This window comes from Streptomyces sp. NPDC057565 (assembly GCF_042801455.1).
Taxonomy (GTDB): domain Bacteria; phylum Actinomycetota; class Actinomycetes; order Streptomycetales; family Streptomycetaceae; genus Streptomyces; species Streptomyces yanii.
Window position 1 is genome coordinate 460,613 of the sequence record NZ_JBHVFU010000003.1, and the last position, 13,645, is coordinate 474,257.

The 13,645-nt window shown below is 67.3% G+C and carries 10 protein-coding genes and 1 tRNA gene; 8 read left to right on the forward strand and 3 right to left on the reverse strand.

Annotation, left to right across the window (positions count from 1 at the left end):
• The 6 genes from ACFU8W_RS09320 to ACFU8W_RS09345 form a co-directional block, all read left to right on the forward strand.
• Nucleotides 1-866, forward strand: an 866-nt coding sequence (locus ACFU8W_RS09320) for an OmpL47-type beta-barrel domain-containing protein (protein WP_384033939.1), incomplete at its 5' end; no start/stop codon positions are given.
• Nucleotides 867-1,214: 348 nt separating this feature from the next.
• Nucleotides 1,215-2,375 (forward strand): ROK family protein, encoded by a 1,161-nt coding sequence (locus tag ACFU8W_RS09325; protein WP_384033942.1) that lies wholly within the window; start codon nucleotides 1,215-1,217, stop codon nucleotides 2,373-2,375.
• Nucleotides 2,376-2,507: 132 nt separating this feature from the next.
• Nucleotides 2,508-3,155 (forward strand): dihydrofolate reductase family protein, encoded by a 648-nt coding sequence (locus tag ACFU8W_RS09330; RefSeq protein WP_384033945.1) that lies wholly within the window; start codon nucleotides 2,508-2,510, stop codon nucleotides 3,153-3,155.
• A gap of 141 nt (nucleotides 3,156-3,296) precedes the next feature.
• The gene (pepN, locus tag ACFU8W_RS09335) at nucleotides 3,297-5,801 is read left to right on the forward strand and encodes an aminopeptidase N (RefSeq protein WP_384033948.1); all 2,505 of its coding nucleotides are present in this window, start codon (nucleotides 3,297-3,299) and stop codon (nucleotides 5,799-5,801) included.
• A 234-nt stretch (nucleotides 5,802-6,035) separates the two neighbouring features.
• On the forward strand, nucleotides 6,036-7,442 hold the full coding sequence (locus tag ACFU8W_RS09340) for a pyridoxal phosphate-dependent decarboxylase family protein (RefSeq protein WP_384033951.1): 1,407 nt from the start codon (nucleotides 6,036-6,038) through the stop codon (nucleotides 7,440-7,442).
• Nucleotides 7,439-8,848 (forward strand): lysine N(6)-hydroxylase/L-ornithine N(5)-oxygenase family protein, encoded by a 1,410-nt coding sequence (locus ACFU8W_RS09345; RefSeq protein ID WP_384033954.1) that lies wholly within the window; start codon nucleotides 7,439-7,441, stop codon nucleotides 8,846-8,848. Before ACFU8W_RS09340 ends, ACFU8W_RS09345 begins: the two co-directional genes overlap by 4 nt.
• 68 nt (nucleotides 8,849-8,916) lie before the next feature.
• Here ACFU8W_RS09345 and ACFU8W_RS09350 read toward each other — a convergent pair whose 3' ends face one another.
• On the reverse strand, nucleotides 8,917-10,716 hold the full coding sequence (locus ACFU8W_RS09350; RefSeq protein ID WP_384033957.1) for a bifunctional metallophosphatase/5'-nucleotidase: 1,800 nt from the start codon (nucleotides 10,714-10,716) through the stop codon (nucleotides 8,917-8,919).
• A gap of 134 nt (nucleotides 10,717-10,850) precedes the next feature.
• Here ACFU8W_RS09350 and ACFU8W_RS09355 point away from each other — a divergent pair, with 134 nt between their 5' ends.
• Both ACFU8W_RS09355 and pyk read left to right on the forward strand, forming a co-directional pair.
• Entirely contained in the window at nucleotides 10,851-11,045 is a 195-nt protein-coding gene (locus tag ACFU8W_RS09355; RefSeq protein ID WP_384033960.1) for a hypothetical protein, read from the forward strand.
• Nucleotides 11,046-11,170: 125 nt separating this feature from the next.
• Nucleotides 11,171-12,604, forward strand: coding sequence for a pyruvate kinase (gene pyk / locus ACFU8W_RS09360; RefSeq protein ID WP_345514676.1), 1,434 nt, complete (start codon nucleotides 11,171-11,173; stop codon nucleotides 12,602-12,604).
• An 8-nt stretch (nucleotides 12,605-12,612) separates the two neighbouring features.
• On the opposite strand, the gene ACFU8W_RS09365 is transcribed toward pyk, so the two are convergent.
• The gene (locus ACFU8W_RS09365; protein ID WP_384033963.1) at nucleotides 12,613-13,398 is read right to left on the reverse strand and encodes a helix-turn-helix domain-containing protein; all 786 of its coding nucleotides are present in this window, start codon (nucleotides 13,396-13,398) and stop codon (nucleotides 12,613-12,615) included.
• Between the two features lie 82 nt (nucleotides 13,399-13,480).
• A tRNA-Leu gene (locus tag ACFU8W_RS09370) sits at nucleotides 13,481-13,563 on the reverse strand.
• Between the last annotated feature and the right edge of the window lie 82 nt (nucleotides 13,564-13,645).

The window sequence follows — 13,645 nt, forward strand, 5'->3', positions numbered from 1 at the left end:
TCGTGGCACCCGAGCCGCCGAAGGACACCACGCCGCCCGACACCTCCGCGACAGTGTCCGGAACCAAGGACTCCGCCGGGAACTACGTGTCCAGCGCCACGGTCACAGTGACCGCCTCCGACGCCGATTCGGGTGTGGCGGGAATCGAGTACTCGCTCGACGGTGCGTCCTATCGCAACTACACGGCGCCCGTTGACGTCGACGCCGTGGGCCGGCACACGCTGAGCTACCGAGCGACCGACAAGGCGGGCAACACCTCCACGCCGCAGTCGGTGGAGTTCACCGTCGTGGCGGCTCCGCCCGCTGACAGGACGCCGCCGCAGGTGTCGGCCTCCGTATCCGGCACGAAGAACGACTCCGGTGACTACGTCGGCAGTGCGACGGTGACGGTGACGGCTTCGGACGCGGAGTCGGGTGTGGCCAGGATCGAGTACTCCCTCGACGGCGGCCCCTACCTGCAGTACTCCGCCCCGGTGGCGATCGACAGAGCCGGGAGCCACACCTTGCTCTACCGGGCCAGCGACAAGGCCGGCAACACCTCCACGCCGCAGTCGCTGTCCCTCACCGTCGTCGACAGCAAGCCGCCGACCGACTGTCCTGAAACGGACAACCGCTCCACCGTGTTCACCGGCTCGATCAACACCGGTGTCCCGAACCGCGTCACGACCAACGGCTGCACGGTCAACGAGCTGATCGAGGATCACCGGGCCTGGAAGAACCACGGCGCGTTCGTCTCACACGTCGGGGAGATCGTCACGACGCTGCGTAAGGAGGGAGTCCTGGACCAGCGGGAGGCCGCCCTGATCAAGAAGGCGGCCGGCCAGTCCGACGTCGGCATACCGAACCACAGTCTCGCCGGTCGCTGAGTTCACGGCCGGGCGGTGACGCCGCCTGAGCCGAGTGCCTCGGCCGGCTGCGGCAGCGGCCCGCCGAGCGAACCGGACAACGCACCAAAACCGATGGGGTGGAGAGCTGGACGTGCTCCACCCCATCGGGCCTGGTCGCCTCCGCAAGAGCCTGGGCGGCAACGAGACTGTTCTGCTTCGAACCGGCTTTGTCCAACTGCTGATGAAAGTCCTGTGACTCGGTTTCTTTTGCCGTCGACTGCACGGTGCTACGGTCCGGTAGAAGCCGCGCCCCCAAGCACCGGGCATGCGAACGGCTCTGACCACGACGGGGGCGGCGTGAGGAGTACGACGGCTCGACCGGCCAATATGCATCAGGCTCGGCTGCTCCGCCTCCTGCGCGACCTCGGCCCGCAGTCCCGGGTCGCCCTGGGGGACCTGGTCGAGCTGTCGCGCTCCAAGCTCGCGTTCGAGATCGACCGGCTGCTGGAAACCGGTCTGGTCGTCCCGGACGGCCTCGCCGCCTCCCGCGGCGGCCGCCGCTCGCACAACGTCCGGGTCGCCCCGTCGCTGCGGTTCCTCGGCGTGGACATCGGCGCCACCTCGGTGGATGTCGCGGTCACCAACGCAGAGTTGGAGGTCCTCGGCCACGTGGCCGAGCCGCTGGACGTGCGCGAAGGCCCGGTCGCGGTCTTCGAACGGGTGCTGGCGTTGGCCGGCAAGCTGCGCGAGGCGACGTCGACGGAACACTTCGACGGTGCCGGGATCGGCGTGCCGGGACCCGTCCGGTTCCCGGAGGGCGTCCCCGTCGCGCCGCCGATCATGCCCGGGTGGAACGGCTTCCCCGTCCGCGAGGCGATGAGCCAGGAGCTCGGTTGCCCCGTCCTCGTCGACAACGACGTGAACCTGATGGCCCTGGGCGAGCAGCAGGCCGGCGTCGCCCGGTCCGTACGTGACTTCTTGTGCGTGAAGCTCGGGACCGGCATCGGCTGCGGCATCGTCGTCGGCGGCGAGGTCCACCGCGGCATGACCGGCAGTGCCGGCGACATCGGCCACATCCAGGTGGAGCCGGACGGTCTGCGGTGCGCCTGCGGCAACACGGGCTGCCTGGAGGCCTACTTCGGCGGGAACGCCCTCGTACGCGACGCGACCGCGTTCGCCCAGTCCGGCCGCTCGACGGAGCTGGCCGGACGGCTTGCATCGGCCGGCAGGCTGACCCCCGAGGACGTGTCGGCCGCCGCGGCCGCCGGGGACGCCGCGGCCCTGGATCTGATCCGCTGGGGAGGCAACCGTACTGGTCAGGTCATCGCCGGCCTGGTCAGCTTCTTCAACCCCGGCCTGGTCGTCATCGGAGGAGGGCTCACCGGACTGGGCCACAACCTCCTGGCGAGCATCCGCACCCAGGTCTACGGTCAGTCGCTGCCGTTGGCGACCGGCAACCTGCCGATCGTGCTCGGCGAACTCGGCCAGGTCGCCGGCGTCGTCGGCGCCGCCCGGCTGATCAGCAACCACATCTTCTCACCGTCCTGACGCTTCGTTGCGCGGCCGCAACCCGTGGTGAGGCGGGCCCCGCGACGTACCGCGCCTTGAAAGTGGGGCCGACCGGAGCTCGACCGTGATCAGGAAGGGTGGATTTCGGTCGGATCTTCCTGATACAGACCCATGCTCACGGGCAGGCGTATTGTCCGGCCCGTGACCGAATCCCGCACACAGGCGACGAGGAAGATCATCCTGATGACGTCGGTGTCCCTCGACGGATTCAGCGAGGGACCTGACCGCGACATCGGCTGGCACCTCGTCGACGACGAACTGCACCACCACTTCAACGAAGAGCTCAGCACCATGGGCGGCTTCCTCACCGGACGCGTCACCCACGAGCTCATGGCGGACTTCTGGCCCACCGCCGACGCCGACCCCGCCAACGCCGGACCCGTCGCGGACTACGCCCGAATCTGGCGGGACATGCCAAAAACCGTGTTCTCCCGGACCCTGGAAACCACCGACTGGAACACCACCGTCCTACGCGAAGTCGACCCCGAACAGATCCGGGCAATCACCGCACAGCCCGGCGGCGACCTGGCCCTCGGCGGCGCCGATCTCGCAGCGGCCTTCCGACAGCACGACCTGATCGACGAATACCGGATCTACGTCCACCCCGTACTCATCGGACACGGCAAACCCCTGTTCCAGGCATCCGACACCAGAACCGGCCTCCGTCTCGCCGGGACCCGCACCTTCGGCAACGGAGTCGTCCTCCTCCACCACCGGCGCGCCGACCCCGCCCCGCCGGAGACCCCCCCAGGACACTGACCCCGCGGACCCGCCGCGTGGAACCGCCCCAGAACCCACCCCGCCGCCCCCGCCCCGCGCACGCACCCCGCGAACCCGCACCGGCTCAGCCCTGCGAGAACCCACCTGTGCACCCCCCATCCCATGCGGCAGAGTGGATCCATGTCCGTACTGACGCGCGACGAAGCGCAGACCCGAGCCCAGTTCCTCGACGTGGACAAGTACACGATCGACCTCGATCTGACCACGGGAGACGACACCTTCGACTCCCGCACCGTCATCCAATTCACCGCACTCGCGGCCGGAGACACCTTCGTCGAGCTCAAGCCCGCCACTCTGCGCTCCATCACCCTCGACGGACAGCCCCTCGACCCCGCCGACCTCACCGAGAACCGGTTCCCCCTCACCGCACTCACCCCCGGCGCACACGAACTCCGTATCGACGCCGCCATGCGCTACTCCCGCACCGGCGAAGGCATGCACCGCTTCACCGACCCCACCGACGGCGAAACCTACCTCTACACCCAGCTCTTCATGGAAGACGTCCAACGCGTCTTCGCCGCATTCGACCAGCCCGACCTCAAGTCCGTCTTCGCCCTCACCGTCACTGCCCCCGAAAACTCGACCGTCCTCGGCAACGGCATCGCCCAACACAACGGCAACGGCCGGTGGACCATCGCCCCCACCCCACTGATCTCCACCTACCTCGTCGCCGTCGCCGCCGGACCCTGGCACTCCGTCACCACCGAGCACGCCGGAAAGCCCTTCGGCATACACTGCCGGCGCTCCCTCGCCCCCCACCTCGACGCCGACGCCGACGAAATCCTCGACATCACCCGCGCCTGCTTCGACCGCTTCCACGAAAAATTCGACGAGCCCTACCCCTTCGACTCCTACGACCAGGCATTCGTCCCCGAATTCAATGCCGGCGCCATGGAGAACCCCGGACTCGTCACCTTCCGCGACGAATTCATCTACCGTTCCGCCGTCACCGACACCGAACGCCAAGTCCGCGGCATGGTCATCGCCCACGAAATGGCCCACATGTGGTTCGGCGACCTCGTCACCCTCGCGTGGTGGGACGACATCTGGCTCAACGAGTCATTCGCCGAATACATGGGCTACCAGACCCTCGCCGAAGCCACCCGCTTCACCGACACCTGGGTCGACTTCGGTGTCGCCCGCAAGGGCTGGGGATACGACGCCGACCAGCGTCCCACCACCCACCCCGTCGCCCCCGACCCCGCCGCCGTCCCCGACACCGCATCCGCGATGCTCAACTTCGACGGCATCTCCTACGCCAAGGGCGCATCCGCCCTCCGCCAGCTCGTCACCTGGCTCGGCGAAAAGGACTTCCTCGCCGGCATCAACACCCACTTCGCCCGCCACAAATTCGGCAACGCCACCCTCGCCGACTTCATCGACAACCTCGCCTCCGCCACCGACCGCGACGTCCACGCCTGGGCCGACCAATGGCTCCGCACCACCGGCGTCGACACCCTCACCCCCCACGTCGAGGAAACCGACACCACCTGGTCCCTCACCGTCGACCACCACGGCACCCGCCCCCACCGCATCGCCGTCGGCGCCTACGACCACACCCTCGACACCCAGCCGGGCCCCGACCAGCTCGTCCTCCGCGACCGCTTCGAACTCGACATCCCCCAGGACGGCACCCCCACCACCCGCCCCGGCCGCCGCCCCGCCCTCCTCGTCCTCAACGACGGCGACCTCACCTACGCCAAGATCCGCCCCGACGCACCCTCCTGGAACACCGTCGTACGCGGCCTCTCCGGCATCCCCGACGCCCTCACCCGAGCCGTCATCTGGAACAGCGCCCGCGACATGGTCCGCGACGGGGAACTCGACCCCGCCACCTACCTCGAAACCGCCCGCACCCACCTCCCGTACGAAACCGACCTCGCCCTCCTCCAAGGCGTCCTGGGCTTCGCCGGCACCCAGATCGCCGCACGCTACGTCACCCCGGAAAACCGCCCCGCAGCCCTCGCCACCCTCACCTCCCTCTGCCGCGACCTCATCCGCCGCACAGAAGACGGCACCAACCCCGGCCTCCGACTCACCGCCGTACGCCACCTCATCGACGCCGCCACCCAACCCGACACCATCCAGACCTGGCTCACCGACGGCACCGTCCCCGGCGGACCCGAACTCGACCCCGAACTGCGCTGGCGCATCCTCACCCGCCTCGCCACCCTCGGCGCCATCGACGAAACCACCATCGCCGCCGAACTCGAGGACGACCCCAGCGCCACCGGACAGGAAGGCGCCGCCCGCTGCCGCGCCGCCCTCCCCACCCCCGAAGCCAAAGCCGCCGCCTGGGACGCCCTGTTCAACGACGACACCCTCTCCAACTACCTCTTCATCGCCACCGCACAAGGCTTCTGGCAAGCCGAACAGACCGACCTCACCAGCGACTACGTCCCCCGCTACTACCCGGACGCCACCCAACTCGCCACCCGCCGAGGCCCCGCCATCGCCGAAGCCGCCGGACACCACGCCTTCCCCACCTACGCGATCACCGCCGACAACCTCCACCTCGGCGAACAAGCACTGGACGGCAACACCCTCATCCCCGCCCTGCGCCGCAAGCTCGCCGACCAGATCGACGACCTCCGCCGCGCCCTCGCCGTACGCAACGCCCACTGAACCCACAACCCCGCACCACCCCCACAACCACACACCGCACCACCCGTGCCCGGCCCATCCTCACCACCGAGGGGAAGCCGGGCACACCTATACCACCACCGCCCCCCACCACCACCCCCACAGCCACCACCCGTCCCCCTTTCGAGTTCAGATCACCGAGCTCACCGGCCGCGCCACCAGAAACCCGGACAAGCTGACACGTCCACGCACGCGCGCCCGAAGGACCCCACCACCATGCCCACCCCACCCCTCGCCGGAGGCACCACCGGCCCCGCCGCCCTGCGCCCCCTCCTCGACACCGTCCTCACCGCACTCCACGACGGAGCCCAACAACGCCACGGCCCCCTACCCGCCGGCGGACCCCAAACCGTCACCGACCACATACACCACGCCACCCACCCCCTCATCCCCGACCACGGCACCGGCCCCCACCACGCCCTCCGCACCCTGATCACCGCACTCACCCAAGGCGCCGCAGACCCCGCACACCCCCACTGCACCGCCCACCTCCACACCCCACCCCTCGCCCTCGCCACAGCCGCCGACCTCGCCGCCTCCGCCCTCAACCCCTCCATGGACTCCTGGGACCAAGCACCCGCAGCCTCAACCCTCGAAACCGACACCACCACCGCACTCGCCGCCGAGATCTATCCCCACCAACCCCACCCCGACGCCCTCATCACCACCGGCGGCACCGAAGCCAACCAGCTCGCCCTCCTCCTCGCCCGCGAACGCCACGGCGCCGTACAGACCCTCACCGGCGCCAACGCCCACCACAGCATCACCCGCGCCGCCTGGCTCCTCGGCCTCCCCGAACCCCACACCATCCCCGCCCCCACCGGCGTCATGGACCTCACGGCACTCGAAGAAGCCCTCACCCGGCTCCACAACCCCCACCGTGCCCTCTTCGTCACCGCCACCGCAGGCACCACCGACACCGGCCAGATCGACCCCCTCGACGACATCGCCGACCTCTGCACCACCCACGGCGCCGAACTCCACATCGACGCCGCCTACGGCGGACCACTCCTCTTCAGCCCCACCCACCGCACCAAAATCCACGGCCTCGACCGCGCCCACAGCGTCACCCTCGACCTCCACAAACTCGGCTGGCAACCCGCCTCAGCCGGCATCCTCGCCGTCCCCGACCACCACCACCTCCACCCACTCCACCACCACGCCCCCTACCTCAACGCCCACGACGACACCCAAGCCGGCCTCCCCGACCTCCTCGGCCGCTCACTGCGCACCACCCGCCGCCCCGACGCACTCAAGATCGCCGTCACCCTCCAAGCCCTCGGCCGCAACGGACTCGCCGACCTCATCGACCACACCATCAACACCGCCCACCAACTCGCCGACCTCATCACCCACAACCCCACCCTCGACCTCTACCGACCACCCACCATCACCACCGTCCTCTTCCGCCCCACCAACGCCACCGACCACACCGTCGCCACCGTCCGCCGCACCCTCCTCACCACCGGCCAAGCCGTCCTCGGCCGCGCCCACGCCGACAACCGCCTCTGGCTCAAAGCCACCCTCCTCAACCCCCACACCACCCGCCACGACCTCCAAACCCTCCTCGACCTCATCACCCACCTCACCCACACACTCCAGAAAGGCAACCCACCCCGATGACCGACCGACCCACCCCCGACCCCGGCCAGCCACACGACCTCGTCGGCATCGGCATCGGCCCCTTCAACCTCTCCCTCGCCGCCCTCGCCCACGGCATCCACCCCCTCGCCGCGGCCTTCTACGAACAACGCCCCGCCTTCCACTGGCACCCCGGACTCCTCATCGACGGCTCCAGCCTCCAGGTTCCCTTCCTCGCCGACCTCGTCACCCTCGCGGACCCCTCAAGCCCCTGGACGTTCCTCAACTACCTACGCAGCCGCGACCGCCTCTTCCCCTTCTACTTCGCCGAGCGCTTCCACATCCAACGCGCCGAATACGACGCCTACTGCCGCTGGGTCACCGACCAACTCCCCGGACTCCACTTCGGCCACCAAGTCGACGCCATCCGCTGGAACCCCGAACGCACCCTCTACGAAGTCGACTTCACCCAACTCGACACCCACGGCGAAGTCGAAGCCCTCGGCCGCGCCCACACCCGCCACATCGCCCTCGGCATCGGCACCGAACCCTTCATCCCCGAACCCCTCAAACCCCTCGCCCAAGCCGAATCCGTCCCCGTCATCCACTCCGCCGACTACCTCCACCACCGCGAACAACTGCTCCAGGCCGAACACATCACCGTCATCGGCTCCGGCCAATCAGGCGCCGAAATCTTCCTCGACCTCCTCCGCGCCCGCCCCGCCGGACACGAAAAACTCCACTGGCTCGCCCGCACCGGCGCCTTCGCCCCCATGGAGTACTCAAAACTCGGCCTCGAACACTTCACCCCCGACTACAGCCGCTACTTCCACGCACTCCCCGAATCCGTACGCGACGAACTCATCCCGAACCAATGGCAACTCCACAAAGGCATCGACGCCGACACCATCGCCGCCATCCACGACGAGCTCTACCGACGCACCCTCCACGGCGGCTGGCCCGACACCACCCTCACCCCCGGCGTCCACGTACGCACCGCAGGCCGCCTCGCCAACACCCGCGTCGAACTCCACCTCGAACACACCCAACAGAACACCCGCACCCGCCTCACCACCGACGCCGTCGTCCTCGCCACCGGCTACCGCGAACGCCCCCTCGACCGCCTCCTCACCGGCCTCACCCCCCACATCCGCCGCGACGCAGCCGGACGACCCCGCATCGACGCCCAGTTCCGCCTCGAACTCGACCCCACCGTCACCGGCAACATCTACGTACAGAACGCCGAACGCCACACCCACGGCGTCGGCGCCCCCGACCTCGGACTCGCCGCCTGGCGCAGCGCCACCATCCTCAACAACCTCACCCGGACCACCGCCTACCCCCTCCCACAACGCACCGCCTTCACCACCTTCGGCCTCACCCCCCGGAACACCCCCCACATCCCCCACCAGTACCCCGCCCTCATCCCCCTCGTCCGAGGCAACTGACCCCCGCACCCACAACAAAAGGCGGCCGCCCCCTCAAAGAGGAGACGGCCGCCACACCCACCCAACCGCTAGAACACCGGCACACCGTCCCGCGTCAGCCGCCAGTCCACCGAAGCGAACTGCGCACCATCCACCGAACCCTTCGCCTGCACCCAGCCGATGATCGTGTTCCGGATCTCCTCCGAATTCGCCCACAGCTGCTTCGCACCCGGCACATGCGGGAAGTTACCCCCACCGCTCGCCCGATAATTGTTCACCGCCAGCACGAACTCCGCCGCCGGATCGATCGCCTTGCCCTCGAACGACAGATTCACAATCCGCGAACCATTCGGCTTCGCAATATCGATCTCATACGTCAGACCCGACACCGCGTCATAGTTGTAGTCCGGCGTGTTGTCCGCATTCGTCAACTTCGACGTATCCACCGGAGCACCCGCAGTCGTCTGCACGTAATACCGCGCCGAGAACTCCAGATAATCCTTGATCTGCGCACCCGTCAGCAACCGTGCCTCAAGCGTGTTCTCGAACGGATACAGCCCCGCCGCATCCTTGATCGTCACATTCCCCGCCGGAATCTGCGCCGTACGGGAGAAACACGACGCCTGCGACAGCACAGGCAGCGACGCATACGCGCCACCCGCCAGAGCCGCCTTCACCGTCTCCGCCTGAACCACATTGATCAGATCAATGATCGGCTCATCCTTCCAGGCCGCCTCCGCCGTCGTCATCGCCGCCGTCGACGTACCGATCACCTGATTGACGTACGCCACAACCTTCTTGTGCTCATCCGCCAACAACCCCGTGATCTTCGGGTCCTCTGCCACCACGTTCGAGTTCAACACCCGCGAACCCGCACCCTCCACCACCCAGCGGCCCTTCTCCCACACCAGATCGAAGTCGAACAGCGTCAACCGCTGCCCCCACTTCAACGGCTCGGAGAGCACCACCTTCTTGCCCGTCTCCTTGTTCTCCACGAAGTACTCGGGGATCTCCAGGTGAGCATGACCGACAAGAATCGCATCGATACCCGGCACCTGCTCCGCCACCAGAGCCGCCGCGTTCTCCACGTACGGAACCTGATCACCGTACGACGACGTCCCACTGGTCCCCGAATGCGCCGACACGATCACGACATCCGCCCCCATGGACCGAAGCCGCGGCACGAACTTCGCCGCCTGCTCCTCCAACCCCGGGAACACCATCCTGCCGCTGACATTCGCCTTGTCCCAGATCGCGATCCCCGGGTTCGTCAGACCCAGAATCGCCACCTTCACATCCCGACCGTGCGGCGTACGCATCCGCTTGATCACATACGGGGCGAACGCCGGCCGCAACGTCTTCGCATCCAGCGCGTTCGCACCCAGCAGCGGAAAATCACACTGCTCCTCGAACTTCCGCAGCACCGGAATACCGTAGTTGAACTCATGGTTGCCCAGCGCCGCCGCGTCATACCCGATCGCGTTCATCGCCTGCGCCATCGGATGGACCGGACCACGCTCCGCCGTGATCGGATCGATCTTCGCGTAGTAATACGAAAGCTGAGTGCCCTGGATCGTGTCACCCGCATCGATCATCAGGGTGTTGTGACGGCCCTTCTCCGCACGGACCTGCTCCACCAGCGTCGAGATCTTCGCCAGACCCACATCGTTGTGCGCCTTGTCGTCGAACTCCTTGTCCGTGAAGTAGTCCCAGTTGAAGACATTCCCATGCAGATCGGTCGTACCCATCACCGTGAACGAGTACCGCTTCGGCGGACGCCCGGACCCGCGACCCTGGGCCTCGGCAGGCACAGCCATACCCCCAGCCATCGCCACACCGGCCCCGGCCGCAGCCGAAGTGCCCAGGAACGTCCTACGGTTGAGCGGCATCTCGTCTCCCACAGATCAGATCTCGCAGTACACAACGCGCGTAGATAATGACCCACCGGCCACGCCCCGCAACACCCCCTGCAGGTTTCTATCTGATGACCACACGGGTCAGACCCCGACGCGACAGTGGCCCCATGCCCCACACGCCGGCCCCCTGCGGCACCCCCGGCCACCCCCCCGCGCCCGCCGCACCCGGCAGCTTCCGCGGCCGCGCCGCATACGGCGGAGCAGAACCCGAAACACTCCCCGCCCTCGACCTCGAACCCCAACGACAGACCGTCTACGCCCAGGTGGACGCCCGCTTCACCATGGAACCCCCAAAACTCTGAAAACAATGCTCATCAGAGCACCCCGCTGCACAATTCAACACTTGTCAATAACCCTTCACCCAAAGGTTGTTGAGACGACACGCAGGCCCAATTCGCTACCCGTAGGTAAGGTCTAGGCTCAAACCATGCGCCGAGCAAAAATCGTCTGCACCCTGGGCCCAGCCACCGACACATACGAGCAGATCAAGGCACTCGTCGAAGCCGGAATGGACATCGCCCGCTTCAACCTCAGCCACGGCTCCTACGTCGAACACGAACAGCGCTACCGCCATGTACGCAAAGCCTCCGACGAAACCGGACGCAGCGTCGGGATCCTCGCCGACCTTCAAGGCCCGAAGATCCGCCTGGGCCGCTTCCGCGAGGGCCCCGTACTCCTTGAACGCGGCGACAGCTTCACCATCACCGTCGAACCCACCGAAGGCGACCGCAACACCTGCGGCACCACCTACGAAGGCCTCCACACCGACGTCACCACGGGCGAACGCATCCTCGTCGACGACGGCCGCGTCACCCTCGAAGTCACCGACGTCGACGGCCCCCGCGTCCACACCACCGTCATCGAAGGAGGCATGGTCTCCGACAACAAAGGCCTCAACCTCCCCGGCGTCGCCGTCTCCGTCCCCGCACTCTCCGAAAAGGACATCGAAGACCTCCGCTGGGCCCTGCGCACCGGCGCCGACGTCATCGCCCTCTCCTTCGTACGCAGCGGACGCGACATCGACGACGTCCACCGCATCATGGACGAAGAAGGCCGCCGCCTCCCCGTCATCGCCAAAGTCGAAAAACCCCAGGCCGTCGAGAACATCGACGACATCGTCGCCGCATTCGACGGCATCATGGTCGCCCGCGGCGACCTCGGCGTCGAAATGCCCCTCGAACAAGTCCCCATCGTCCAGAAGCGCGCCATCAAACTGGCCAAGCGCAACGCCAAACCGGTCATCGTCGCCACCCAGATGCTCGACTCGATGATCGACAACTCCCGCCCCACCCGAGCCGAAGCATCCGACGTCGCCAACGCCGTCATCGACGGCACCGACGCGGTGATGCTCTCCGGCGAGACCAGCGTCGGCAAATACCCCATCGAAACGGTCCGCACGATGTCCCGCATCGTCGAAGCAGCCGAGGAAGACATCCTCGCCAAGGGCCTGCCCCCGCTCACCGACCGCAACAAGCCCCGCACCCAGGGCGGCGCGGTCGCCCGCGCAGCCGCCGAGATGGGCGACTTCCTCGGCGCGAAGTTCCTCGTCGCCTTCACCCAGAGCGGCGACACGGTCAAGCGCCTCTCCCGCTACCGCTCACCCATCCCGCTCCTGGCCTTCACCCCGGACCCGGCCACCCGCTCCCAGCTGAACCTCACATGGGGCGTCGAGACCTTCCTCGGCCCGCGCGTCGACTCCACGGACGCGATGGTCGCCCAGGTCGACGAGGAGCTCCTGCGGATCGGCCGCTGCGAGAAGGGCGACATCGTGGTCATCACGGCCGGCTCCCCGCCGGGCGTCCCCGGATCGACGAACCTGGTGCGCGTGCACCACATCGGCGAGGACGACAGCCCCAAGTAGATCGGTCGTCAGTGCTTCGGCCCGACGTGAGCGTCCATGAGAGCGACGGACGCCCGTCGGGCGACGGAGATGTTGTATTTCCTGCCCGCGCGCGTGCAGTGCTTCCACTCGACGCCCAGCTTGTCGAGGGTGTCGGTGTAGAGCTGCCTGATGTCGTCCGAGACGTTGGTGAACCAGTACCTCGGGTACTCGTAACGCTTGCGCTCGCCACCGACGAGGCGAGTGGTCCAGTTCATGTTGCGACACCCGTCGGAATGGATCAGGCCCCGGACGAAGTCCCAGGGGTACGCGTCCACGATCTCCTGCTGCCAGGGTTCGAGGGCGATGAGCCGCTCGTGCTTCTTGCCCGGACCGTGCTGCGGGAAGAGGCACCAAAGGTGTTTCGAGTTCATCTTCACTTCGTGGCAGCCTTTCCGGCGGACTCTGCATACGGAGTTCTCGGGAAAGACGGCGCGCATGGCCCCTTCGCACAGATCCATGAGGCCAGGCCACGAGTCGGCGCAGGTGACGGACAGGCTGGGCGTCCGCATGGCCCTGTTCTGGATTATGTGTCCGTCGCCGAGGTAGAGGCCGAGGAGGTACGCGTACGCCGACTGATTCAGCTGCCCGTCGCATCGGGGGCAGAACGAACGATGTGCTCCGGGGCACTCACCGCGTTTGGCGCGGTCCATGTGCTTCCAGTAGCTGATGGTGCCTGCGGGCACATTCAGCTTCCGTGCAACGTCTGCATTTTTTGCGCCAGCTCGGAGAAGGGCGATCGCTTTGTGTCGAATCTCCGGTCCGTGGAAGTTCATACGGACACCATGAGTTACAGACCGCCACCAGAGGTAGCAGAAAGCGGATGTTCACGAGAACGTGAACATCCGCTTTGGGATGTGCCGGGTGCGGGAGTCGAACCCGCACGTCCTTTCGGACAGATGTGTTTGAGACATCAGCGTCTGCCATTCCGCCAACCCGGCTGGCCAACCTCGGGCGAGTCTACCGGGTCACCGCAGGTCCTCGCAGCTAGGTAGGCTGCAGGAGCAGCAGCATCTGCCCGGC